General features: G+C 72.1%; 20 protein-coding genes and 1 pseudogene. 9 read left to right on the forward strand and 12 right to left on the reverse strand.

The features are described 5' to 3' along the window. The first annotated feature begins 137 nt into the window (after nucleotides 1-137). Both ACZ5WC_RS00510 and ACZ5WC_RS00515 read left to right on the forward strand, forming a co-directional pair. Nucleotides 138-827: a maleylpyruvate isomerase family mycothiol-dependent enzyme gene (locus ACZ5WC_RS00510; RefSeq protein WP_468538589.1), complete on the forward strand. Its 690-nt coding sequence runs from the start codon at nucleotides 138-140 to the stop codon at nucleotides 825-827. Nucleotides 828-837: 10 nt separating this feature from the next. After that, complete coding sequence (locus ACZ5WC_RS00515) at nucleotides 838-1,494, forward strand: MBL fold metallo-hydrolase (protein WP_468538591.1); 657 nt, start codon at nucleotides 838-840, stop codon at nucleotides 1,492-1,494. A 245-nt stretch (nucleotides 1,495-1,739) separates the two neighbouring features. Here the strand turns inward: ACZ5WC_RS00515 and ACZ5WC_RS00520 are convergent, their stop codons facing one another. The 5 genes from ACZ5WC_RS00520 to ACZ5WC_RS00540 all read right to left on the reverse strand — a co-directional run bounded on the left by ACZ5WC_RS00520 (nucleotide 1,740) and on the right by ACZ5WC_RS00540 (nucleotide 8,858). Then, nucleotides 1,740-2,759 (reverse strand): TerC family protein, encoded by a 1,020-nt coding sequence (locus tag ACZ5WC_RS00520; RefSeq protein ID WP_468538593.1) that lies wholly within the window; start codon nucleotides 2,757-2,759, stop codon nucleotides 1,740-1,742. A gap of 239 nt (nucleotides 2,760-2,998) precedes the next feature. Then, complete coding sequence (locus ACZ5WC_RS00525; RefSeq protein WP_468538594.1) at nucleotides 2,999-4,945, reverse strand: TerD family protein; 1,947 nt, start codon at nucleotides 4,943-4,945, stop codon at nucleotides 2,999-3,001. A 220-nt stretch (nucleotides 4,946-5,165) separates the two neighbouring features. Then, nucleotides 5,166-5,744, reverse strand: coding sequence for a TerD family protein (locus ACZ5WC_RS00530; protein ID WP_096629140.1), 579 nt, complete (start codon nucleotides 5,742-5,744; stop codon nucleotides 5,166-5,168). Nucleotides 5,745-5,891: 147 nt separating this feature from the next. Then, nucleotides 5,892-8,024, reverse strand: a complete 2,133-nt coding sequence (uvrB, locus tag ACZ5WC_RS00535; protein ID WP_468538595.1) for an excinuclease ABC subunit UvrB — start codon at nucleotides 8,022-8,024, stop codon at nucleotides 5,892-5,894. Nucleotides 8,025-8,063: 39 nt separating this feature from the next. Continuing rightward, nucleotides 8,064-8,858, reverse strand: a complete 795-nt coding sequence (locus tag ACZ5WC_RS00540) for an MHYT domain-containing protein (RefSeq protein WP_468538597.1) — start codon at nucleotides 8,856-8,858, stop codon at nucleotides 8,064-8,066. Between the two features lie 303 nt (nucleotides 8,859-9,161). Here ACZ5WC_RS00540 and ACZ5WC_RS00545 point away from each other — a divergent pair, with 303 nt between their 5' ends. From ACZ5WC_RS00545 to ACZ5WC_RS00555, 3 genes are all read left to right on the forward strand, one after another. Continuing rightward, complete coding sequence (locus ACZ5WC_RS00545) at nucleotides 9,162-10,040, forward strand: glycerophosphodiester phosphodiesterase family protein (RefSeq protein WP_468538599.1); 879 nt, start codon at nucleotides 9,162-9,164, stop codon at nucleotides 10,038-10,040. 128 nt (nucleotides 10,041-10,168) lie between these two features. After that, nucleotides 10,169-10,768 (forward strand): methylated-DNA--[protein]-cysteine S-methyltransferase, encoded by a 600-nt coding sequence (locus ACZ5WC_RS00550; RefSeq protein ID WP_468538601.1) that lies wholly within the window; start codon nucleotides 10,169-10,171, stop codon nucleotides 10,766-10,768. A gap of 197 nt (nucleotides 10,769-10,965) precedes the next feature. Beyond that, nucleotides 10,966-12,240, forward strand: a complete 1,275-nt coding sequence (locus tag ACZ5WC_RS00555) for an MFS transporter (protein ID WP_468538602.1) — start codon at nucleotides 10,966-10,968, stop codon at nucleotides 12,238-12,240. A 297-nt stretch (nucleotides 12,241-12,537) separates the two neighbouring features. Here ACZ5WC_RS00555 and ACZ5WC_RS00560 read toward each other — a convergent pair whose 3' ends face one another. Then, nucleotides 12,538-12,900 carry a cupin domain-containing protein gene (locus ACZ5WC_RS00560; protein ID WP_468538603.1) on the reverse strand — a complete coding sequence of 121 codons (363 nt, stop codon included), beginning with the start codon at nucleotides 12,898-12,900 and terminating at the stop codon, nucleotides 12,538-12,540. A 104-nt stretch (nucleotides 12,901-13,004) separates the two neighbouring features. Here ACZ5WC_RS00560 and ACZ5WC_RS00565 point away from each other — a divergent pair, with 104 nt between their 5' ends. Continuing rightward, nucleotides 13,005-14,006: a pseudouridine-5'-phosphate glycosidase gene (locus ACZ5WC_RS00565; RefSeq protein WP_468538605.1), complete on the forward strand. Its 1,002-nt coding sequence runs from the start codon at nucleotides 13,005-13,007 to the stop codon at nucleotides 14,004-14,006. Beyond that, nucleotides 14,003-14,911 (forward strand): carbohydrate kinase family protein, encoded by a 909-nt coding sequence (locus tag ACZ5WC_RS00570; protein WP_468538607.1) that lies wholly within the window; start codon nucleotides 14,003-14,005, stop codon nucleotides 14,909-14,911. The genes ACZ5WC_RS00565 and ACZ5WC_RS00570 overlap by 4 nt, the downstream gene beginning before the upstream one ends. An 81-nt stretch (nucleotides 14,912-14,992) precedes the next feature. On the opposite strand, the gene ACZ5WC_RS00575 is transcribed toward ACZ5WC_RS00570, so the two are convergent. Together ACZ5WC_RS00575 and ACZ5WC_RS00580 are read right to left on the reverse strand one after the other, a co-directional pair. Then, nucleotides 14,993-15,634: a nucleoside/nucleotide kinase family protein gene (locus ACZ5WC_RS00575; RefSeq protein WP_468538609.1), complete on the reverse strand. Its 642-nt coding sequence runs from the start codon at nucleotides 15,632-15,634 to the stop codon at nucleotides 14,993-14,995. A 24-nt stretch (nucleotides 15,635-15,658) separates the two neighbouring features. Continuing rightward, nucleotides 15,659-16,360: a winged helix-turn-helix transcriptional regulator gene (locus tag ACZ5WC_RS00580; RefSeq protein ID WP_468538610.1), complete on the reverse strand. Its 702-nt coding sequence runs from the start codon at nucleotides 16,358-16,360 to the stop codon at nucleotides 15,659-15,661. An 86-nt stretch (nucleotides 16,361-16,446) separates the two neighbouring features. Between ACZ5WC_RS00580 and ACZ5WC_RS00585 the strand changes: the two genes are divergently transcribed. Then, nucleotides 16,447-17,658 (forward strand): pyridoxal phosphate-dependent aminotransferase, encoded by a 1,212-nt coding sequence (locus ACZ5WC_RS00585; protein WP_468538612.1) that lies wholly within the window; start codon nucleotides 16,447-16,449, stop codon nucleotides 17,656-17,658. Further along, nucleotides 17,655-17,798, forward strand: coding sequence for a hypothetical protein (locus ACZ5WC_RS00590; protein WP_468538613.1), 144 nt, complete (start codon nucleotides 17,655-17,657; stop codon nucleotides 17,796-17,798). The genes ACZ5WC_RS00585 and ACZ5WC_RS00590 overlap by 4 nt, the downstream gene beginning before the upstream one ends. Nucleotides 17,799-18,054: 256 nt before the next feature. Here ACZ5WC_RS00590 and ACZ5WC_RS00595 read toward each other — a convergent pair. The 4 genes and pseudogenes from ACZ5WC_RS00595 to ACZ5WC_RS00610 form a co-directional block, all read right to left on the reverse strand. Continuing rightward, nucleotides 18,055-18,140: pseudogene (locus ACZ5WC_RS00595) on the reverse strand. 34 nt (nucleotides 18,141-18,174) lie between these two features. Next, nucleotides 18,175-18,906: a DUF7873 family protein gene (locus ACZ5WC_RS00600; protein WP_468538615.1), complete on the reverse strand. Its 732-nt coding sequence runs from the start codon at nucleotides 18,904-18,906 to the stop codon at nucleotides 18,175-18,177. Nucleotides 18,907-18,994: 88 nt separating this feature from the next. Further along, a complete protein-coding gene (locus tag ACZ5WC_RS00605) occupies nucleotides 18,995-20,335 on the reverse strand; it encodes an SWIM zinc finger family protein (protein WP_468538616.1) in 1,341 nt (446 codons plus the stop codon). After that, nucleotides 20,332-23,370 carry a DEAD/DEAH box helicase gene (locus ACZ5WC_RS00610; protein ID WP_468538618.1) on the reverse strand — a complete coding sequence of 1,013 codons (3,039 nt, stop codon included), beginning with the start codon at nucleotides 23,368-23,370 and terminating at the stop codon, nucleotides 20,332-20,334. The genes ACZ5WC_RS00605 and ACZ5WC_RS00610 overlap by 4 nt, the downstream gene beginning before the upstream one ends. Nucleotides 23,371-24,160: the final 790 nt, after the last annotated feature.

The raw sequence follows: 24,160 nt of genomic DNA on the forward strand, positions 1-24,160 counted from the left end.
AGCCCCTGTCCCAGGGTATGGGGGGCGCCACAGCGGTGTACGAAGCTTTCGACTCCGAGCGTATAGCACGCACATTCGATTTACGGTCACCCTGCCACTCCTTCACCCGAACGAGTGGCAGGGCTAGGCTCGGCCGCATGATGGATCATGCGCACGACCTGGGAGCTGTACGCGAAGCGACCGAACGGCTGCTCGACGCAGTCGGCAAACTGGACGACGCCGCTGTCGCCGAGCCGTCACGGCTGCCCGGATGGAGTCGGGGCCATGTACTGGCCCACCTGTCACGTAACGCCGACGCGCTCGGAAATGTTCTCCGGGGTCTCCCGATGTACGCGAGCAGCGAAACCCGGGACGCCGACATCGCCGAGGGCGCTTCGCGCCCCCTGGCCGAGCAGCTGGCCGACCTCCGGGAGAGCGCGGACCGCCTCTTCGCGACCGCCGCGGAACCGGCGGACTGGACTCGTATCGTCACCCTGCGCAACGGCGTGACGGACCCGGCCTCCCGGATCCCCTTCCGCCGCTGGATCGAGGTGGACGTGCACCACGTCGACCTCGATGTGGGCTACGAGCTGGAGGACCTGCCCGCGGACTTCACGTCCCGGGAGATCGCCTTCCTCGCCGAGCGCTTCACCGGCAACCCCGATGTGCCCGCCACCGCGCTGACCGACGAGGACGGCCGCACCTGGAGCACCGGGGGCGGTCCGCGGAGTGCCCTGGTCACGGTCCAGGGGACGGCCGCCGGGCTGTTGGGCTGGCTCGCCGGACGCCGTGACGGCTCCGCCCTGACGGTGGCCGGGGGCCCGCTGCCCGCCCTGCCCCCGCTATAGGCTGAGCCGCATGACGTACAGCGGAGCGGTGAAGGTCGGCGGACCGGCGAGCGTGCATGAACTGGCGGACCTGATGATCTCCAAGGTCGCCGTCGGCGGGATGAACAACAACGCCTATCTGCTGCGGTGCCGGGCCACCGGCGAGCAGCTGCTGATCGATGCGGCCGCCGAGCCGGGGACCCTGCTCGCCCTGATCGGTGACGACGGCATCGCCTCCGTCGTCACCACCCATCAGCACGGGGACCACTGGCAGGCACTGGCCGAGGTGGTGGCGGCCACCGGCGCCCGGACGTACGCGGGCCGCTACGACGCCGAGGGCATCCCGGTGCCGACCGACGTCCTGGTCGAGGACGGCGACACGATCACCGTGGGCCGGGTCGAGCTGACCGCCCGCCATCTGACCGGTCACACTCCGGGCTCCATCGCGCTGGTCTACGACGACCCGCACGGGGCCCCGCACCTGTTCACCGGGGACTGCCTCTTCCCCGGCGGGATCGGGAACACGCACCAGGACCCGGAGGCGTTCGCGAGCCTGCTGCACGACGTCGAGACGAAGCTGTTTGACCGGCTGCCGGACGAGACGTGGGTCTACCCCGGCCACGGGCACGACACCACGCTCGGCGACGAGCGGCCCCACCTGCCCGAGTGGCACACCCGCGGCTGGTAACCCCGCCTGCCCGAGTGGCACACCCGCGGCCAGTAGCAGCGCCCGCCCGAGTAGCGCGCCCGCGGTCGGCAACGCCGCCGACCGGTCGCGTACCGCCCGGTCACCCGGGCCCCCGGTCGCGATCCCCCGCCGGGGCGCACGCCGACCGGTCACGCACGCACAGCGGCCGGGGTGGAAACGGTCTTCGCCGTTCCCGCCCCGGCCGCTGCCGGTGTGTCCCTGTTGCCGCTCCGGGCGGCCCGGGGTCAGCTGCCGACGCGCTCGCTCTCCTCGTCGGCGGGGCCGACGGCCTCCGCCTTCTCGGCCTTCTCCGCCTCGGCCGCCGTCTGCTTCTTGCTGGCGATGAGGCTGGTGACCGTGGTGATCACCAGCACGCCGCAGATGACGGAGAGGGAGAAGGGGATGGAGATCGAGGGGACGTCCACCCCGGACTCGTGCAGGGCGTGCAGCACCAGCTTGACGCCGATGAAGCCGAGGATCACCGACAGGCCGTAGCTGAGGTGGACCAGCTTCTTCAGCAGACCGCCGATGAGGAAGTACAGCTGGCGCAGACCCATCAGCGCGAACGCGTTGGCCGTGAACACGATGTACGGGTCCTGGGTCAGGCCGAAGATCGCCGGGATGGAGTCCAGCGCGAACAGGACATCGGTGGTGCCGATGGCGAGCATGACCACCATCAGCGGGGTCAGGATGCGCTTGCCGTTCCGCTGGATGAAGAGCTTCGTGCCGTGGTACTGGTCGGCGACACCGAAGCGCTGCTCGATCGACTTGAGGAGACGGTTCTCCTCGAACTCCTCTTCCTCCTCACCGGCCCGTGCCTCCTGGATGAGCTTCCAGGCGGTGTAGATCAGGAACGCGCCGAAGATGTAGAAGACCCAGGAGAAGTTCGCGATCACGGCGGCGCCGGCGGCGATGAAGATCGCCCGGAGCACCAGGGCGATCAGCACACCGATCAGCAGTACCCGCTGCTGGAGGTGCGAGGGCACCGAGAACTTCGCCATGATCAGGACGAAGACGAAGAGGTTGTCGACGCTCAGCGACTTCTCGGTGATGAATCCGGCGAAGAACTCGCCGGAGGCCTGGCTGTTGCCGAACACCAGCAGGCCGAGTCCGAAGATGACCGCCAGCACGATCCAGACGATCGTCCAGATCCCTGCTTCCTTGGTCGACACGTCATGGGGCTTGCGCCCGATGAAGAAGTCGACGGCGATCAGGGCTGACAGACCGAAGATGGTCAGAGCCCAAAGGGTCCATGAAACGTCCACTGCGCCTCCGGCAGTTCGCTACGGCTACTGATTCAGCGTCGTCGCTGCCGAAGGTCTCTTCCACCCTGGCGCACGGCGCGCCTGGGCCGACGCCCCGGGACCGGTCAACGGTCCGTATTGACGGGACGTCGCGTAAGGAGTACTCCCCTCCGTACCCCGAACAGTACAGGCACCACCAAGGAAAGGTAAAGGAAATGGTAAAGGGACAGTCAAATTCGCAGGTCGGGGCTGCTGCCTGATCAGCGGCCCGCAGCCCGGCGAGCGGCTGCCACCGCTGTGAGCACCTGCTCCAGGACACGGCTGGCCGGCGGAATCGCCAGCGGCTCGTACGTCCAGGCGTGCCCGACCCAGGGGTCGGCGAGGTGATTGTCGGCGACCGGGGTGATCCTCAGCAGCGAACGCCACAGCGGGTCGAGCACCGGCCCGTACGCGGTGGCGTCCTCCCGGTCCGCGACCATCAGGAGGTGCACCCCGACCGAGGGGCCCTCGTCGGCGAGGTAGCGGAGCTGGGTGACGGCCCGGTCGTCGAAGCCGAGCGGGAAGTCGTTGACGACGAGGAGCTGCTCGGCGGTGTCCAGGTCCGGCGGGAGCGAGTCGGCCGCCCCGGCCCGGACCGCCATCTGCACCAGGTCCACCCGCCGGGTGAGGTGGGCCAGGACCGAGGACACTCCCCCGGGTCCCGCGGCGGGCGGCCCGGCGAGGACCCCCGCCTCGACCAGCGGCGCGAGCGGACCGGCCGCGGCACCCGCCGCGTCGATGACGTGCACCGCGAACTCACCGGGCGGATACACCGCGAGCAGCCGGGCCGCGTGGGCCACCGCGGTCTCCATGGCCAGTCGGCGCAACCGGTCGGAGTCCGTCAGGGCGGCGGCCTCGGACGCCGTCCGGCCGCTGTCCACCCACATCCCGCGCTCCAGCGGCAGCCGGACCAGCAACGGGATGCGCAGGTCGGTGCGCTCGGGCAGATGGAGGTCACCGATGCGCAGGGCCATCGGTATCTCCATGGGGATGCGGTGGGCGTGCCAGACGGGGTTGCCCCAGCCCGCGTACGCGGCGGGGAGCGCGGGCTCGACGACGGCCGCCTCGGCGGCCAGCTGGCCGAGGTCCCGGTCGAGGGCCTCCCGGGCCCGGGCGGTCAGCTCGTCACGCTTGGCGCGGGCCTGCGCGCGGGCGTGGTCGCCCGCGCCGCCGATCCGGTTGCGCGGGTCGGACAGGACGTGGTCGAGCTCCTGGCTCATCCGGGACTCGGCGAAGTCCACGGCACTGCGATAGGCGGCCACCGCCCGGGCCAGATCCTCGAACATGCCCCAGATCTGGTTGTAGAGGCGTTCGTCCATCGACCAGCCCGTGGCGTCCCCGGCGACCGGCTGCGCGGGCTGCCCGGGCTGGGCCGGGGGTGCGGTGGGCGGCGGCGACGGGGGCGCGGCGTGCCGGCGGCGCGGGTGGGCGTAGTCGATGGGCCCTCCCGCGGCGGTCGGCGGGCCGGGTGCGGCGGGGTCGGTCAGCGGCTCGGAGGGCTGGGCGGCCGGGGTCGCCGGGGAGGCCGACGGCCGGCGGCGGTCCGCAGGGCCGTTGGCCTGCCGTACGCGGTCGCCCTCCGGGGTCCGGGGCGGCGGTGGCGCCACGGAGCGGGCCAGCCCCCGGGTGACGGCCTCCTGTATGGAACCGGCCAGGGCGTCGGCGTCGGCCACGCCCTGGTCGGCGAGCATTCCGGCGAGCCCCGCCGCGTACCCCTGTCCGACGGCGCGGACCTTCCAGGCGCCCTGGCGGCGGTAGAGCTCCAGGGCGCTGACCGCGGACTCGGCGTCGAGGCCGGTCAGCGTGAAGGTGGCGATCTCGGCGCCGTCGAGGCCGGTGACAGCGACGAAGGGGGCGGGGACCGCGCCGAAGCGCACCGGGCCGCCGACGCCCACGGGCAGCGCCAGCAGCACGGTCACCCGGTGCACCTCGGCAGGCAGCGCCTCCAGGTCGACGGCGAGCCGGTGGTCGGCCGCCGCCTGCTGGGAGACTTCGAGCCCGGGGAGCTGGGGTGCGCCGGGGTGGGCGATCCGCTCGGCGCCGCGCACCGTGCCCCGCTCATCGCCGAGGGTCGCTCCGGCGATGACGGGCGTGCCCGCGGACACCCGGATCTCCAGACGGGTCTGGGGCAAGGTGTGGTTCTGCCCCCGGACCAGTTCGGCCGTCATTGCCCTGTCCCCCTCGACGATGGCCCGCGCCCACGGGTGCGGTGCCGCGCGGTGTCGCGCGTTTCGTGCGGTGCCGCGTTCGCGTTGTGCCGGTGCTGATGTATGCCGTGCGTGGGGCAGCTCCCGGCGGCGGGTGCCTCCGGGAGCTGCTCGTGCCGAGACCGGTACCGGTCCGGTACGGAGCCGGGCCGATCCCGTCCGTTCCGGCCCGGTCCGCCGCCTACAGGTGCGGCAGGATGGACGGCATCAGGTCCTGAAAGGTGCGGCCGTTGGCCGGGTTGCCGAGGGCCGTCATCTGCCATCCGCTGCCCGCGCGGTGCACCTTCGCCATGATCTGGGCGGTGTACTGGCCGCCGCCGTCCAGCGTGTACCGGGCGAGCTCCTGGCCGTTGGTCTCGTCGACGATGCGGCAGAAGGCGTTCTGGACCTCCTGGAAGGTCTGCCCGGTGAAGGAGTTCACCGTGAAGACGATCTGGTCGATGTGGACCGGCACGCGCTGGAGGTCGACGAGGATCGCCTCGTCGTCCCCGCCGGAGCCGGCGCCGCCGACCAGGTTGTCGCCGGTGTGCTTGACCGAGCCGTCATCGCTGACGAGGTGGCGGAAGAACACGACGTCGACCGGCTGCTTGTCGGCGAAGAGCACCGCCGAGGCGTCCAGGTCGATCTCCCGGGTGCGCGAGCCGAACAGGCCGCGGCGCGGAGCCGCCTGCCAGCCGAGCCCCATCCGTACCGCGGTCAGGGTCCCCCCGTCACTCTTCTGCAGGCTGATGGCCTGACCCTTGGTCATATTGACCGTCACGCGCTGTCCCCTCTCGGCATTGCCCCGCAACCGTCCGTGTGCGGTTTCCCCGCACCCTACGCATTCCCCCTCGGGCGGCAGCAGGTTCGGTCCGTTTTTGTGTCGGTCTTGCAACACACCGGGCGCCCCGGGCCCGGCTCGGCGGAATCAGGCGAGGCCCGCTTCCTTCATCTGGCGCAGTTCCTTCTTCAGTTCGCCGACCTCGTCGCGGAGCCGGGCGGCCACCTCGAACTGCAGATCGGCGGCGGCGGCCCGCATCCGCTCGGTCATCTCCTCGATGATCCCGGCCAGTTCGGTCGCGGGGCGGTCGCTGACCACCGCGCCGGCCGAGGCCGCCGTCCGGCCCTTCGCCCCGGCCTCGGCCGCCTTGCCGCCGAGCGCGGGCACCGGGGCCTTGGTCTCCTTGCCCTGCCGGTAGCCGGTGCCGAGGAGCTGCTCGGTGTCGACCTCCTCGCGGGCGATGGTGGCGACGATGTCGTTGATCTTCTTCCGCAGCGGCTGCGGGTCGATGCCGCGCTCGGTGTTGTACGCGATCTGCTTCTCGCGGCGGCGGTTGGTCTCGTCGATCGCCTGCTCCATCGCCGGGGTGATCTTGTCGGCGTACATATGGACCTGGCCGGACACGTTTCGGGCGGCGCGGCCGATGGTCTGGATGAGCGAAGTGCCCGAGCGCAGGAAGCCCTGCTTGTCGGCGTCGAGGATGGCCACGAGGGACACCTCGGGGAGGTCGAGGCCCTCGCGCAGGAGGTTGATGCCGACGAGCACGTCGTACTCACCGGAGCGCAGTTCGCGCAGCAGCTCGATACGGCGCAGGGTGTCGACGTCGCTGTGCAGATAGCGGACCTGGATGCCGAGCTCCAGGAAGTAGTCGGTGAGGTCCTCCGACATCTTCTTGGTGAGCGTGGTGACCAGGACCCGCTCGTCGCGTTCGGTGCGCTTGCGGATCTCGTGCACCAGGTCGTCGATCTGGCCCTCGGTGGGCTTGACCACGACCTCGGGGTCGACGAGGCCGGTGGGGCGGATGATCTGCTCGACGAACCCGTCGCCACGCGAGAGTTCGTACTTCCCCGGTGTGGCCGACAGATACACCGTCTGGTCGATCCGCTCCAGGAACTCCTCCCACTTCAGCGGCCGGTTGTCCATCGCGGAGGGCAGCCGGAAGCCGTGGTCGACGAGGGTCCGCTTGCGGGAGGCGTCGCCCTCGTACATCGCGCCGATCTGCGGGACCGTGACGTGGGACTCGTCCAGGACGAGCAGGAAGTCGTCCGGGAAGTAGTCGAGGAGGGTGTTGGGGGCGGTGCCGGGGGCGCGGTCGTCGAAGTGCATCGAGTAGTTCTCGACGCCGGAGCAGGTGCCGATCTGGCGGAGCATCTCGATGTCGTACGTCGTGCGCATGCGCAGCCGCTGGGCCTCCAGCATCTTGCCCTGCTTCTCCAGCTCGGCCAGGCGCTGCTCCAGCTCCCGCTCGATCCCCCCGACGGCCTTCTCCATGCGCTCGGGCCCCGCGACGTAGTGGCTGGCGGGGAAGACGTGGACCGTGGGGTCCTCGCTGATGACCTCGCCGGTCAGCGGGTGAAGCGTGGACAGGGCCTCGATCTCGTCACCGAACATCTCGATGCGGACGGCGAGCTCCTCGTAGACCGGGAAGATCTCGATGGTGTCGCCGCGGACCCGGAAGGTGCCACGGGTGAACGCCAGGTCGTTGCGGGTGTACTGCATCTCGACGAAGCGGCGCAGCAGCTGGTCGCGGTCGATCTCCTCGCCGACCTTGAGCCGGACCATGCGGTCCACGTACTCCTGGGGCGTACCGAGGCCGTAGATGCAGGAGACGGAGGCGACCACGACGACGTCGCGCCGGGTGAGCAGCGAATTCGTCGCCGAGTGGCGCAGCCGCTCGACCTCCTCGTTGATGGAGGAGTCCTTCTCGATGTAGGTGTCCGACTGCGGGACGTACGCCTCGGGCTGGTAGTAGTCGTAGTACGAGACGAAATACTCCACCGCGTTGTTCGGGAGGAGCTCGCGGAACTCGTTGGCCAGCTGGGCGGCGAGCGTCTTGTTCGGCGCCATCACCAAGGTCGGTCGCTGAAGCTTCTCGATCATCCAGGCGGTGGTCGCCGACTTGCCGGTGCCGGTCGCGCCGAGCAGGACGACGTCCTTCTCATCGGCGCGGATGCGCCGCTCCAGCTCGGCGATGGCCGCCGGCTGGTCGCCGCTGGGCTGGTAGGGACTGACGACCTCGAAGGGCGCCACCGAACGTTCGATCTTGGAAACGGGCCGCATGCAACCACCGTACGGCTCCCCACTGACAACAGCCCCGGATCAGCGGTACCGGGGCCGTACGGCGGCCTCCCGGGCCCCTGGGCGCCGCTCCGGTTCGTCGGTCACCGCGCGCGGGTCGAACATGAGCACCAGCGCGGCCAGCAGCAGGAAGCAGCCGGGGCCGATCAGCATCGGGCCGATCGTCTCGGTGGGGTGGTCACCGGGCAGCACGCCGGGCATCTCGGGCGGCAGGTGCAGGTGCACGTCGAGGGCGGCCATTCCCGTGTAGTGCATTCCGGTGACCGCGGCGGCCATCAGGGCGCTCGCGCCGAGACTGGCCAGGAGCCCGCGGAGGGAGACGGCCGCCCACAGCGCGGCCGTGGCGGCCGCCACGGCGATCAGCACCGAGAGGGCGACCAGGGGCGTGTCGTAGGCGAGCTGTCCCTCCAGACGCATGCCCGCCATCCCCAGGTAGTGCATCGACGCCACGCCGAGGCCGGTGATGGTGCCGCCCGTGATCAGCGCCATGCGGGTCGCGCCCCGGTACCCCACCATGTAGATGCCGATGCCGACCATGACGACGGCCAAGGCCAGTCCGGCGAAGGTGAGGGGCTTGTCGTAGGAGATCGGTGCCTCCTTGACGCTGAAGCCCGTCATCGCGACGAAGTGCATGGTCCAGATGCCGGATCCGATGGACAGCGCGCCGAGAGCCAGCCAGCCGGTCGTGAAGGAGCGTGCGGTGCGCAGGGACCTGATGGTGCAGCGGAGTCCGAGGGCGGCCCCCAGGCCGGCCATGAGGAACGCCACGACGGGGGTCACCAGTCCGTAGGTGAACCCGTCGACCGTTCCCTGCATGTCGACCGTTCCCTGCATACGGACACGCCCTTCGAGAAGACCCGGGGTCGAGGGGGTCCCTGAGGGGCGAGTCCCGGCAGGCAGATGGAGAACGTGCATTTTATCGGCACGGTGCCCCAGGAAGTGAACCTGGCCTCATGCTCCCCGCGTGGGCTCCGGCGTTCTCCGCCGGATCTCCGGCAGTCTTCACCGGACTCCCGAGGCGAAAGTTCCGTTCATGCCGTGGCCATCGCCTCCCTGCCCGGCGTTGGCAAGCCGCTGTCAGTCTCGGCGTGTCCGCACACTCCGATGCGAGGAGTTCCCGTGTTCGTACGCACCGCAACCGCCTCCACCACCGCCGTCGCCCTGGTCGGCGCCGGCGCTCTGCTGCTGCCCGCCGCCGACCGGACCGAGGCTTCGGCACAGCGGACGAACCCGGTCCTCATCGCCCACCGGGGGGCGTCCGGCTACGCACCGGAGAACACCCTCGCCGCCGTCGACGCGGCCGACGCGCTGGGCATCGACTGGGTGGAGAACGACGTGCAGCGCACCCGCGACGGCGTGCTCGTCGTGCTGCACGACACCGGCCTCAGGCGCACGACGAACGTCGAGCAGATCTTCCCGGACCGGGCGCCGTGGGCGGTCAAGGACTTCACCGCGGCGGAGCTGGCGAAACTCGACGCGGGCAGCTGGTTCGGGACGCAGTTCACCGGGGTCCGGGTACCGACTCTCACGCAGTTCCTGCACCGTCTGGAGCGCAACCGCCAGAAGCTGCTCCTGGAGATCAAGAGCCCCGGGACCTATCCGGGTATCGAACGGGACATCGTCCGCGTACTGCGGAAGGCAGGGTGGCTGGACCGCTCCCATGTACGGGATCGCCTGGTCATCCAGAGCTTCGGCGCCGACAGCGTGCGGAAGGTGCATGCCCTGCGCCCCGACATCACGACCGGCTTCCTGGGCACGCCCGCGGTGGCCGATCTGCCCGGTTACGCGGCGTTCACCGATCAGATCAACCCCTCGTACGCGACGATCAGCGCCGATTACGTGGCAGCCGTGCAGCGGCTCAAGGGCCCGCACGGCAAGCGCCTGCGGGTCAACACGTGGACGGTCAACGACGCGGCCAAGGCGGCGAAGGCGCGTGCGTTCGGGGTCGACGGGATCATCACCAACTATCCCGACGTGGTACGGGACGCGACGAGCTGAGCCGAGCCGGACTCGGTTCGGCGGCTCGGCTCGGCTCGGCTCGGCCGAGCTGGACTCGGCGCGGCTCGGCTGGGCCGACCGTCGAAGGCGATCCGGCGTTGTCAGTGGTGGGTCGTACGGTGGTCGGCATGGACAGTGTGAACGGCGTGGCGGACAGCGCGGTGGACGGCTGGGCTGGTTCCGGGGGCGCCGGTGGACCGACCGTGGAGTGGTCCGTCGTGTCGAGTGCCATCGGGCCGCTGTTCCTCGCCGCGACCTCCGCCGGGCTGGTGACCGTGGCCTTCCACGCCCGCCCCGCCGTCCGGGACGCGGCGCTCGGTCAGCTGCGGGCCCGGCTCGGCGCGGAGCCGGTGGAGGCGCCCGGATCCGATCGCCTGGCCGAGGCGATACGCGCGCTCGCGGAGTACTTCGCGGGCGAGCGGCAGGACTTCGGCCTCCGGCTGGACTGGTCGCTGACAGCGGGCTTCCAGCGCGAGGCGCTGCGCGAGCTGGCCTCGGGGGTGCCGTACGGCGCGGTCATCGGTTACGGGGAGCTGGCGGCGCGGGTGGGCCGGCCGGACGGCGCTCAGGCGGTGGGAGCGGCCATGGGGTCCAATCCGCTGCCGGTGGTGGTGCCGTGCCACCGGGTGGTGGAGAGCGACGGGGGTCTGGGCGGGTTCGGGGGCGGCCTGGAGACCAAGCGGCAGCTGCTGGCGCTGGAGGGGGTCCTGCCGCAGCCGCTGTTCTAAAAACGTCCGGGGGCGGGAGGCGGTCGCTGTTCCGGCTGTTCCAGCTGTTCCGGCTGTCTCGGCTGTTTCGGCTGTTCCAGCTGTGTCCATGGCAGCCGCGCGGTCGGACCGACGCCCTGCTCCCCCCGTGGCCTCGCTGCGGCCGGGGTCACCCGTCCGGGTGCATCGGGGCGCGGGACCGATGGCACACTGCGCCAGTGACGCCACCACTCTCCCTCCCCCAGGTCACGGCCGCCGGGCTGCCCGCCCTCCAACGCCGGACGTCCGCCGTGCTCATCGTCAGCCAGATACTCGGCGGCCTCGGTGTGGCCGTCGGTATCGCCCTGGCGCCGATGCTGGCCGCCGAGGTGAGCGGGTCCGATGCACTGTCCGGGCTGGCGCCGACCGCGTCCGTCGCCGGCACGGCGCTGCTGTCGCTGCCGCTGGCCGCCCTGATGACGTCCCGGGGCCGACGGGCCGGTCTGGTGCTGGCCTACCTGATCGGCGCGCTGGGCGGCGGCCTGGTGGTCCTCGCCACGATGCTGCCGAGCTTCCCGTTGCTGCTCCTCGGCATGGCGGCGTTCGGGGCGGGCTCCTCGGCCGGACTCCAGGCGCGGTTCGCGGCGGCCGACCTGGTGGGGCCGGAGCGGCGGGGCCGGGCGATCTCCACGGTCGTCTGGGCCACCACGATCGGTTCGGTGCTGGGGCCCAATATCTCGGCCCCGGCGAGCCGGCTGTTCCGCGGTACGCCGGTGCCCGAGGCGGCGGGGCCCTACCTGTGCTCGGCGGCCGTCTTCCTGCTCGCGGGGCTCGTCGTGGCCCTCGCGCTGCGCCCGGACCCGCTGCTCACGGCCCGTGCCCTGGCCCCGGAGGAATCGTCGGCTCCCGGGAAGCGTTCCCTGCGTGCCGGGGTCGAGGCCGTCAGGGAGTCGCCGATGGCCCGGCTGGCCCTGGTGACGGTCACCCTGTCACACACCGCGATGGTGTCGATCATGGTCATGACCCCGGTCGACCTGGGCCGCCACGGTGCCGATCTCCAGTTGATCGGGCTCGTCATCAGCGGGCACATCGCGGGGATGTACGCGTTCTCGCCGGTGATGGGCAAGCTGGCCGACCAGTTCGGCCGACTCACCGTGATCGGCCTGGCGGTCGGACTGCTGAGCTGCGCCGCTCTGCTCGCGGGCACGGCCGGGCCGCGGCACGGGCAGACCGCCGTCGGCCTGTTCGTGCTCGGCCTCGGCTGGTCCGCGGGCATGATCGCCGGTTCCGCGCTGCTCACCGACGCGGTGCCGCAGGCCGCGCGGGCGGCCGTGCAGGGGCTGTCGGACCTGACCATGAACGCGGCCGCCGGCCTCGGCGGAGCGGCCGCGGGTGTGATCGTCGCCCAGTGGGGATACGGCCCACTGAACGCGATCGGCGCCGCGCTGGTCCTGCCGGTCGCAGCGCTCGCCCTGCGCCGGAGCCTGCGCCCCGGGGCCGTCGGCCGCGGCTGAGGCGTCGCCCGGCCGGGGCGGGCCGCCACCCCGGGAAGGGCTCCGGTGCCACCGCACCCAGGACCGGAGCCGGATCGGGAACCGGAACCGGAGCCGCGCCCAGGAGCGGAGCCGGAGAGGAACCGGAGCCGAAGCGGAAGAACCAAGGCCGGCACCGGAGCCGGAACGGTAGGGCCGAGGCCGGAACCGGAGCCGGAACGGTAGGGCCGGAGGCCGGAACCGGAGCCGGAACGGTAGGGCCAAGGCCGGAACCAGAGCCGGTTCAAAGCCTGACCCGGGCCGCTCATGCCCGAGTCGTCAGAGGCTGATGTGGTACGCCTTGCGGAGCGTCTCGTGGACGGTCCAGGTCGTCCGGTCGCCCTCGCGCAGAACGCAGGCGTCCCCGGGACCGATCTCCAGCGTCGCCCCGCCCTCGACCGCGACGGTCGCCCGTCCGCTGACGACCACGAACAGCTCGTTCGCCTCGGTGTCCGTGACGACGCCGGGCGTGATCTGCCAGATCCCCCGGGTCTGCTTGCCGTCGGCCGACTCCCACAGCACCTTGCCCGTCACCGCGGGATCGCCCGAAACGATCTGTGCCGGATCCAGCGGTTCCGGAACGAGCTCGGCGTCCGGGATGTGCACGGCGAAGGAAGCGGGGGCCTGGTCATTTGTCGTCATGGCCGGTCACCTTAGCGACCGGTTCCGGCCGAGCCGCGACCAGGACCGGCCGGACGTGCTCCTTCCGTGGTTTGCACCCGCCCCGCCCGCGACAGGGATGGGGCATGCCACAGAACCCAGCGGAACAGAACCCAGCAGAACAGAGCCCACCGGCACAGAGCTCTCCGGAACAGCTCCCTCCGGACGGGCGGAACCCCTACGAGCCGGTGCTCTCGGCAGAGGTGCGCGCCGCTCTGAGCGCCGGGCTGCCCGTCGTGGCCCTGGAGTCGACGATCATCGCGCACGGGCTGCCGCGCCCCAGGAACCTCCAGGTCGCCCTGGAACTGGAGGCGCTCGTCCGGTCCTCCGACGCGGTCCCGGCCACCGTCGCGGTCCTGGACGGGCGGGCCCATGTGGGCCTGGACAAGGATCAGTTGGAGCGGGTGGCCGCCGATCCGGCCGTGCGGAAGCTGGGCCACCGCGATCTCGCCCCCGCACTCGCGGCCGGAGCGAGCGGCGCGACCACGGTGTCCGCGACGGCGTTCCTGGCCGCGCGGGCGGGCCTCGGCGTCTTCGCGACGGGCGGGCTCGGCGGCGTACACCGGGAATGGGCCGCGAACCAGGACGAGTCCGCCGACCTGCGGCTGCTGGCGCGCACCGGGATCACCGTGGTCTGCGCGGGCGTGAAGTCGGTCCTCGACGTCCCGGCGACCCTCCAGCGGCTGGAGACCCTCGGCGTCGGCATCCTCGGTTACGGCACGGAGCACTTCCCCGGCTTCTACCTCAGCAGCTCCGGCGAACCGGTCGACTGGACGGCCCACAGCCCCGAGGAGGTGGTCGAGGTGATGCGGGCGAAGGACGCTCTGGGTGGCACGGAATCCGCGCTGATCGTCGCCAACCCCGTACCGGAGGAGGATCAGTTGGACCCCGCTCTGCACGACCGGGTGCTGGCGGAGGCGCTGGACGCGTGCCGGGAGCGCGGCATCTCGGGGCAGGGCGTCACGCCTTTCCTGCTGGACCAGTTGATGCGCCGGACCGAGGGGGCGTCGCTGGAGGCGAACCTCGCGGCGGTACGGGGTAACGTGCGCCTCGCGGCCCGGATCTCCGTCGCGGCGGCCGTACGGTGAACCGCCCGGCGGCGGGCGGCGGGCTCCTCGTCGTCGGGGACGTGGTCACGGACGTGGTGGCGCGGCACGGGCCGGCTCTCGCGCACGGTACGGACACGGCGGCCCGGATCCGGACCCTGCCGGGAGGGGCGGGGGCCAACGTCGCCTGCTGGGCGGTACGTTCGGGCTGCGCGAAGGTGACACTGCTCGCCCGTGCAGGGGCGGAGTCCGCCGAGTGGCACCGGGAGGCGCTGGAACGGGCAGGGGTACGGGCGCTCCTGACGGTGGACGAGGAGGTGCCGACGGCGACCGTCATCGCCCTGGTGGACCCGGCCGCCGAGCGCACGTTCCTCACCGACAGCGGGGCGGTGCTGCGGCTCGCCGCCGAGGACTTCTCGCCCGCGATGCTCGACGGGGTCGGGCGGCTGCATCTCTCCGGCTACCTCCTGTTCGCCGCGACGAGCCGGGCTGCCGCTCTCCTCGCCCTGCGCACCGCCGTGGAACGGGGCGTAGCGGTGAGCGTGGATCCGGCGTCGGCCGGGTTCCTCGCCGAGCTGGGGCCGGAGCGGTTCCTGGAGTTCACGGAGGGGGCGGAGCTGCTGCTGCCGAACGCGGACGAGGCCCGGCTGCTCACCGGGCTGCCCGAACCCGAGGCCGCGGCGGCCGAGCTGAGCCGGCGCTTCCCGCGCGTCGCCGTGACGCTGGGCGAACGGGGAGCCGTGCTGGCCGCCGGGGGTGAGGTCATCGGCCGCATCCCCGCCCCACCCGTCCGCGACCCGGTCGACTCGACGGGCGCGGGCGACGCGTTCACGGGCGGGTTCCTCGCGGCCCTGCTCGCCGGGGCGGACGACAGGGCGGCCGCGGCGGCGGGCTGCCGGGCCGGAGCGGAAGCAGTGACCACGGTGGGCGGCCGCCCACCCGCGTGACCGATGGGGCCACCCATACCCGTGGCCGACGGCCGTGCGCCCGAACCAGCTCAGACCTTCCCGTCGGCTCAGCCGTCCGCCTCAGCCCGGCAGCCCCGACCACGCCGGATGCCGCGGGTCGTCCGCCCGTACCACCACGTCCGCCCGCTCCGCAGGCCCCACCTCGTCCTCGTACCGCGCGAAGGCGGGCAGCGTCCAGCGCTCCGGCTCCTCCGTCCGCCGCCGCAACGCCCCGGGAGACAGCCGCAGATGGACGCTCAGTGCGAACGGGAACCAGTGCCCCAGCAGCAGCGGGCCGTGCACGAGGACGACCCCGCCCTCCGGCAACGGGTGATACGGCGTGCGCGTGGCCCGGTCCGTCGCGGGGTCCCACAGGTCCGGCAGCACCCGGCCCGAGCCGCCCGCCTCCAGGGGGCCGAACACCTCGCGCCACAGCGCCCCGGTGTCGAACCAGCTGTCCGCGTACGAGTCCGGGTCCTCCTTCCCGTACTCGAACCGCAGACTCGCCGGGCGCAGGAAGCCCTCGGTGGACACCACGAGCACCGCCCGGCCGCGCAGCCGCAACCTCTCGGCGACGCGTTCGGCCAGGTCGCCGGTGCGGGCGGCCGGGGCACCGTCGATGCCGAGGGCGAGCCGGGGGGCTCCGTCGGGGGCGGTCAGGCCGTCGGCGTGCCGGGCCAGCTCGTCGGCCAGCCGTTCCCAGGTGATCGCTTCGAGTCGCACGCCCCCATCATCCCCGCCGGCGCGTCAGGCGCCCCGCAGTTCGGCGGCGAGCGGGCCCTCCCCCGACACCTCGATGCGGCCGTCCTCGACCGCCTCCGCGAGAGTGGCTTCGCCCCGCCCCAGCTCCAGGCACAAGGCCGCGTCGAGGGTGATGCGGGCGTCGGCGTGGTCCGCGGGGCCGTACCCGTACATCCGGCCGTACAACTCGGCGTCGTCGGCCCCCGCTGCCACCGCCCCCCTTCCCGTTCCCGTACGGACGTGGAACTCGCCCTCGTCGAGGCGGACTTCCAGAACACCGTCCTGGGTGAGTCCGGCCAGCGCACGCAACAGCGGCAGCGCGAACCAGTGGGCCCGCACCGCGTCGGTCGGGCGGCGTTCGGTGAGTGCCGGGGCGCCCCAGTCGGCGAGAGCCGCGAGGACCGGGAGCAGGCCGCGGCCGCGCTCGGTCAACTCGTAGACCGATGCCGCGGCCGGGGGCGGCAGCTTGCGGCGTACGGCCAGTCCGGTCTGTTCCATGTCCTTGAGGCGGGAGGCCAGGACGTCCGTGCTGACGCCGGGCAGATCGGCGTGCAGGTCGGTGTACCGGCGCGGCCCGCCCAGCAGTTCACGGACGATCAGCAGCGTCCACCGGTCGCCGACGGAGTCGAGGGCGCGGGCGGCGGCGCAGAACTGGTCGTAGCTCCGGCGTCTGACGGTGCGTGGTGCGGTGGGCTGCTGACGTGGCATGCGACGCAGTCTAGACATGTTGTTGGACTTTCCAAGCTCAAGCTTGGTAAAACCAAGTATCGCAGTTCGGCTCGGGGAGGCACCGCATGGAGTTCCAGCAGTCCAGCAAGCTCAACGAGGTCTGTTACGAGATCCGGGGCCCGGTCATCGAGCACGCCAACGCCCTGGAGGAGGCGGGGCACAGCGTGCTCCGGCTCAACACGGGCAATCCGGCGCTGTTCGGCTTCGAGGCGCCGGAGGAGATCGTCCAGGACATGATCCGGATGCTGCCCCAGGCCCACGGCTACACCGATTCGCGCGGCATCCTCTCCGCTCGGCGGGCGGTGGCCCAGCGCTACCAGGCCATGGGCCTGACCGAGGTCGGCGTGGACGACGTCTTCCTCGGCAACGGGGTCTCCGAGCTGATCTCGATGGCCGTGCAGGCGCTGCTGGAGGACGGCGACGAGGTGCTGATCCCGGCCCCGGACTTCCCCCTGTGGACCGCGGTGACCACGCTCGCGGGCGGCAAGGCCGTGCATTACGTCTGCGACGAGGAATCCGACTGGAACCCGGACCTCGCCGACATGGCGTCGAAGATCACCGACCGGACCAAGGCCGTCGTGATCATCAACCCGAACAATCCCACCGGCGCCGTCTATCCGCGCGAGATCCTCGAAGGAATCCTGGACCTGGCCCGCCGGCACGGGCTGATGGTGTTCGCCGACGAGATCTACGACCAGATCCTCTACGACGGGGCCGAGCACCACAGCGCGGCGGTCCTGGCCCCGGACCTGGTCTGCCTCACCTTCAGCGGACTCTCGAAGACGTACCGGGTGGCCGGGTTCCGCTCCGGCTGGATGGTGGTCTCCGGCCCGCGGCAGCACGCCCGCAACTATCTGGAGGGCCTCACCATGCTGGCCTCCATGCGGCTCTGCCCCAACGCCCCCGCGCAGTACGCCATTCAGGCCGCGCTCGGCGGGCGGCAGTCCATCCGGGAACTGGTCGCGCCCGGCGGCAGACTGCACGAACAGCGCGACCGGGCCTGGGAACGGCTGAACGAGATCCCCGGGGTCTCGTGCGTCAAGCCGAAGGGCGCGCTGTACGCCTTCCCGCGCATCGATCCGAAGGTGCACCCGATCGTCGACGACGAGAAGTTCGTGCTGGACCTGCTGTTGCGGGAGAAGATCCAGGTGGTGCAGGGCACGGGCTTCAGCTGGCCGCGCCCGGACCACTTCCGCATCCTGATCCTCCCGCACGCCGACGACCTCGACGCGGCGATCAGCCGCATCGGCCGCTTCCTGAACGGATACCGCCAGTGACCGGTGCCCTCTGCCCCTTCCCCGTCCACACCCAGTTCGCCACGGCCGAGCTGGTGGGGGCGGGCGTGGAGGGCGGGCTCGATCCGGCCGAGGACCCGGGCTGGGGAGCTCCGGAAACGGGAGCGGGCCCGGAGGCGTAGCCGGCCTCCGGGCCCTGTGGGTGCCGCCCATCGGGCACGCCGGCACGTTTAAGGGTCCGGGTCAGTCATGATGTCGTCGCGTCCTGCCTTTGGACCACCGCAGATCGGAGCTCTGCGGGCCGGACTTGAACCGGCATCTCGACGCGCGCGGGCCCGGGCCCGTTCGATCCGGCGATCGGCGGCGAATGCTGAGTCTGGAGCAAGAGTCTGAGATTGACGGCGGTCTGCCTCTGCCTGCTTGGGCTACTCCGGCCCGTGCCGGAGGGAGGAGTCGAACCTCCACTGGAACCGCGCCTTCACGACAAGCTTCAGTTTCAGCTTGCGCTCCTCGCGCACCCCGGCCACCTTGATCGGCGGCCGGGGAATCCATGGTCGGTCACCCGAAGAGGTAGCCGAATACCGCATCACCCACCCGCTGGTCGGTGACCTCCGCGCCGTTGGCCTCCTCGCGGGCGAACTTCACGGCCTGCTGGAGCTTCTCGACCCGGTCCAGCAGTTCGTTGACGCGCCGTGCGGGCAGCGCCCCGGAGAACTTGACGGTCGTCCAATACCCGATCGGCACGTCCTCGTAGTACACCTCGACCTGCGCCGGGTGCTTCTCGGTCGCCTCCGCCTTGACGTGGTTGCGGGGCACCTTCTTCGTACGGAGCGTCCGGACCGGCTCCGTCTTCCAGGAGTCGGTCGACGGGTCCTGCGTCCAGGCCTCGGCGGCGTCCAGGACGGGCAGCTTGCGGATGAAGGTGTTGAGATCGGTCAGCTGCTTCTCCAGGAAGAGCAGATACGACACCGGCACCTCGCTCACCAGCACCCGCCCGTCGACCTTCACATCGGCCCTGGCCGAGCAGTTCGCCCAGTCCTTCGTGGCGGTCACATCGAAGAGCCGGGTCAGCGTGGCCGCGGTGTTCCGCAGCACGTCCTCGGCCTTGACCTGGACCAGCGTCGACTCGGGCGGAAGCTGCTCGCCCTCCTCGTCCTTGGGCTGGTAGGTCCGGGAGATCCCTGCCAGCAGTCCGGCCTTCTGGAGGCCGTGATGTGCCGCGGTCAGGTCCTGGTGCGCCTTGGACTTGACGCCCTTCTCCACTGCGATGATCTGATTGAGTTTCGCCACGTCGAGGACGCTAACAGCGGCAACTCCTCTGTGGCCAAGGGTTTTAGGGTTTCACGGGGTGAGGGCTCCACCGCACGCAATGAGGCCTCTACCGCACGTAGGACGGGTCGGCGTCGAAGTCGTCCGGGACGGAGTCACCCGCGAGCAGGGCTCGCAGGGCGGTCACCGGGTCGGGGTCCGGGGCGGCGCGGGGCCACCAGTCGTCGGCGCCGGGGTCCGATTCGTAGCCGTACCAGCGGCCGTCGCGGCCGAAGCGGAGCTGGAACGAACCGTTCGGGTGGGTCAGGTGGTTGCGCCAGGGCGTGAAGCGTGGGTGACCCGCGGCGGCGAGCGCGGGGCGGGCTCGGTCGAAGGGGCCCGCCGGGGGGTCCCAGGGCGTTTCCAGGACCGCGAGGCCCTCGGCGCCGTTCTGCCGCCAGGCGGCGACGGCGCGGGCGAGATCGGTGGTGGTGCGGCCGGTGGCGTACGCCAGCTCGCGGTAGAGCGCACGGGTGGTGGCGGTGAGTCCGGCGGTGGGGCGCGAGGCGGCGAGCCGGACCGCGTCCTGCCAGGCCGTGAGCCCGGCCAGCGGATCACGGCCGGTGGTCAGCAGGGCATGGGCGCGGGCGGCCGCGTCGGTGGCGAGGTGGTCCAGGCCCAGCGGATCGCGGGCGCCGGGCAGGTCCGGGTACGACGGGGGCTGGCCGGGGTGCGGTGGGACGGGGAGGGGCACCGGGAGCGGGGGCAGGAAGCGGGCTGCCAGCGCCTCTTCCGCCGCGACCGACGGGGTGGCGGGGGCGGCCGGGCGCTCCCGGGCGGAGTGCTCGGCGTTGCGGCGGCCCAGCTCGTCCAGCAGCTCGCGCTCGCCCCGGCCCCGCATGAGCAGCAGGACGAACGGGTCGCTGTCGAGCAGCCGGGCGGTCTGGAAGCAGAGGGCGGCGACGTGCTTGCAGGGCCGCCCGTGGTCGGGACAGGAGCAGCTGGGGTCGAGGTCGTCGGCGGCGGGCAGCAGCCGGACACCGGCCTCCTCGGCGGTGGCGGCCAGCGAGTACGGCATCTCCTTCGCCAGCAACGCGGACAGGTCCCCGGGCCGGGCGGCGACCGCGTCGAGCAGGGTGTCCCAGCCGGGGTCGGTGAGGGTACGCAGGCGCAGTTCGGCGCGGTAGGGGCGGACCCGGCTGCCGTGCACATAGGCGATGACGCGGCCGGGAGTGACGGTGATCGCCGCGACCTGGCCTTCGTCGGCGTACGCACGGCCGCGGGCGAGTCGCGCCCCGTCCATCGACAGCGACTCCAGGGCCGTCACCCAGGCCCGGCCCCACCAGCTGTCCGCGAAGGGCTCGCCGTCCCGGGAGGTGCGGGCGGGCACCGCCTCGAAGGTGCGCCGCAGATCGTCGGGGCCGGGCCGGACGCGGGGGGCCGGACGGGGCGCCGGCGGCCGGGGGCTCATGCGGGCCTCCGCAGGGCGACGAGGTCGGCGAGGTCGCGGTCGCTGAGCTCGGTCAGCGCGGTCTCACCGGTGCCGAGCACCGCGTCCGCCAGGGCCCGCTTGGACTCCAGCAGCTCACCGATCCGGTCCTCCACCGTGCCCTCCGCGATGATCCGGTGGACCTGCACGGGCTGGGTCTGGCCGATCCGGTACGCCCGGTCCGTGGCCTGCTCCTCCACTGCCGGGTTCCACCAGCGGTCGTAGTGGACGACATGGGCGGCGCGGGTCAGGTTCAGCCCGGTGCCCGCCGCCTTGAGGGAGAGCAGGAAGACGGGGACCTCGGCGGACTGGAAGCGGTCCACCATCCGCTCCCGCTCGGCCACCGGCGTACCTCCGTGCAGGAGTTGGGAGGGGATCGAACGGGAGGCCAGGTGCGCGGAGAGGAGCTTCGCCATCGTCACGTACTGGGTGAAGATCAGGACCGAACCGTCCTCGGCCAGGATCGTGTCGAGCAGTTCGTCGAGCAGGGCGAGCTTGCCCGAGCGGGCCGTGAGCCGGGTGGGCTCCTCCTTCAGATACTGGGCGGGGTGGTTGCAGATCTGCTTGAGCGAGGACAGCAGCTTCATGACGAGACCCCGGCGGGCGATGCCCTCGGCGCCCTCGATCCGGGCCATCGTCTCGCGGACGGCGGCCTCGTAGAGCGTGGCCTGCTCGCGGGTGAGGGCGACGGGGTGGTCGGTCTCCGTCTTGGGCGGCAGCTCGGGGGCGATGCCGGGGTCGGACTTCTTGCGGCGCAGGAGGAACGGGCGGACCAGCCGGGACAGCCTCTCCACCGCCTCCTCGTTGCCCAGACCGGCGGCCGTGCCGGTGTTCTCCACGATCCGGGCGTGCCGGGCCCGGAACGCCTTGAGCGGGCCGAGCAGTCCGGGCGTCGTCCAGTCGAGCAGCGCCCAGAGCTCGGAGAGGTTGTTCTCGACGGGGGTGCCGGTGAGGGCGACTCTGGCCGGGGCCGGGATGGTACGCAGGGCCTTGGCCGTGGAGGAGTGCGGATTCTTGACGTGCTGCGCCTCGTCGGCGACGACCAGGCCCCAGCTGTGCTCGGCGAGTTGGGCGGCGCGGCTGCGCATCGTGCCGTAGGTGGTCAGGACGAAGCCGTTGTCCGGATCGGTCAGGGTCCGGTCCGTGCCGTGGAAACGCCGCACCGGGACCCCGGGGGCGAAGCGGTTGATCTCGCGGTGCCAGTTGCCGAGGAGGGAGGCGGGGCAGACCACCAGGGTCGGCGAGGGGTGCGCGCGGTGCAGGTGGAGGGCGATGAGGGTGATCGTCTTGCCGAGGCCCATGTCGTCGGCGAGGCAGCCGCCGAGCCCGAGCGCGGTCATCCGGTCCAGCCAGGCCAGACCGCGCAGCTGGTAGTCGCGCAGGGTCGCGTCCAGCCCGGGCGGCGGCGCGATCGTGGTGTCCTCGGCGAGGATGCGCGTCCGCAGTGCGGCGAGGGCTCCGGCAGGAACGGCGTCCACCCGCTCGCCGTCCACTTCCGCGCTGCCCGTGAGGGCCACGGACAGCGCGTCCACCGGGTCCAGGAGCCCCAACTCCCGTTTGCGCGCCTTGCGTACGAGCGCGGGGTCGACGACCACCCACTGGTCGCGCAGTCGCACCACCGGGCGGTGGGCCTCCGCCAGTGCGTCCATCTCCGCCTCGGTCAGCTGCTCGTCCCCCAGTGACAGCTGCCAGTCGAAGGCGAAAAGCTGCTCGGCGTCGAAGAACGAGGTGCCGTCGGTGGCCGAACCGGGCGCGGGCCGCACCACGGCGGCCGCGGTCAGCGAGCGGGCCAGCTCGCGCGGCCAGTGGACGTGGACCCCGGCCGCCGCCAGCCGGGCCCCCGCGTCGCCCAACAGCTCGTACAGCTCGTCCTCGGTGATCGCGAGCACATCGGGGACGGGCTGTCCCAGCAACCGTTCCAGCGGGGCCCAGGTCCGGGCGGCGCGGCGCAGCGCCAGCACCGCGTCGACCCGGGCACGCGGTCCGAACGGCTCGCCCGCCTCGCCGTTCCACAGGGCGGCCGCGTCCACCACATACGTGGGGTCGGCAAGGCTGTGCACCTGCACGATGGCCGCGGCGGCAGGGCGGACCGCGGGGTCGTCGGGGTGCGCCGCCTGCTCCGCAGAGTCCTCCCGGGAGGCCGTGACGGCGTAGGTGTCGGCGGTGTCGAACAGCTCGTACGCGGAGAGGTCGAGGCGCAGCGAGATCTTCACGCCGGCGTCCAGCCCCGAGGCCACCTCGACGGCCCAGGCGGCGGCGTGGGGCAGATGCTGGGGCTCACGGGCGGCGAACGGCGCGCCCATCGCGTAGGGCGCGGCGGGGGTGCGCGGCAGGGTGTCGGCGACGGCGTCCAGGAACGACCCGATCAGCGCCTCGGGGTCAGTGAGGCGGGGCGGCTCGGACGCCGCGACCGGCACCGCGTGCCCCTCGGGCGGCAGGGAGGCGGCGACGGCCCGCAGATGCGCCACGTCCTCGGCGTCCCGCGGGCCCGCCCGCCAGGCGTCATGGCCCTCCGCCGTGATTCCCGGCAGGAGTCGGCCACGCGCGACGAGCTGAAGGGCGTGCAGTGCGGCCGCGCCCCAGCAGCGGGTGGCGGGATGGGCGGACGCCTGCTGCCGGGCCCGGACGAGCACGGGCAGCGCGTCGGCCACGGACAGCAGCGCCGCGGGCACCACGGAACGCCGGACGCCTCCCGGCCCCGCCGCCGCGTCCGGCCGGACGACCGTGAGCTCCTCGGCGGTGTACGGCACGGTGTCCCCGGACGGGCCCGAGCCATCCGCGTACGTGAAGGAAGCCTCGCCCCGCCCCGAGGCGTCGTCGTCTGCGGAAGAGGCGCCGACCTGCGCCGGCACCGCACCATGTGAGCCGTCGCCGCCGTCCGCCCGGGGGTCCCAGAAGGCGATGCGGCCTTCCCTGGGCACCGGGCCGGGCAGGAAGACCGCCGCGCAGCGCAGCAGGCGTCCGACGTCCGCGCTCCGCTCCACCACGTCCTCGCCCCGACGGGTCCGTACCGTCATGTCCGCCCACCCCCTCCCGCCCTGCACGCAGTCTCCGTCCAGCACGGAATGTGCTGACTCCGCGAGTCTAGGCGGGAGGTCCGACAACTCGCGCTCCGCCCACATCACCCCAGGTCAGCAGCGCAGCGGACCTACCACGGCGGCGGCTCTTCCCGGCAAGCCACCGCCACGCTCAGTGATGGGCGAAGGGTTCCGATGCAGCCGGTTCCTCGGAGAGCCGCGCCCTGGAGGTTCGCGTCCCGGGAAGCTGCTCCCCCGGCAGCTCCGCTTCGGGAACGTCCGTCCCCGGGCGCTGCGCCCCGGCGAGCGGTGTCTCCTCCGGAGCCGCCTGCTGCGGTGTCGTCTCCAGCGGTGTCATCTCCTGCGGAGCCGTCTCCTGCGGAGCCGTCTCCTGCGGTGCCGAGTGCTGGGCCCGTTCCGACCGGCACGATCAGGGTGAAACCCGGCCTGCGCACCTCGTCGCGCAACCTGCCGAGCCGCAGCACCACACCCCGCTCGTACTGCCGGACCACCCGGGCCGCCGCCATCAGACACATCCCCGCTACCCAGACAGCCGTCACCGCTGCGATCGCCAGCTCCTGAACCATCGCGGGCCCCATGACCGGCGTGGAGCCTACCTGGACGAGCAAATAACACCCTTTTGCGACGCTATGACCTGTTTGCCGTACGGCGAACCTCTGGATGGCGGCGCGTCTCGCCCGGTCGGCTGCGCAGCGGATGCCGGAGCGACCCGGTGCGGGCAGGGTGGCCAGCGCCAGCACGTCTCCCCCGACGTACCGATGAGCCGGAC

The organism is Streptomyces sp. NPDC033165, assembly GCF_055577965.1.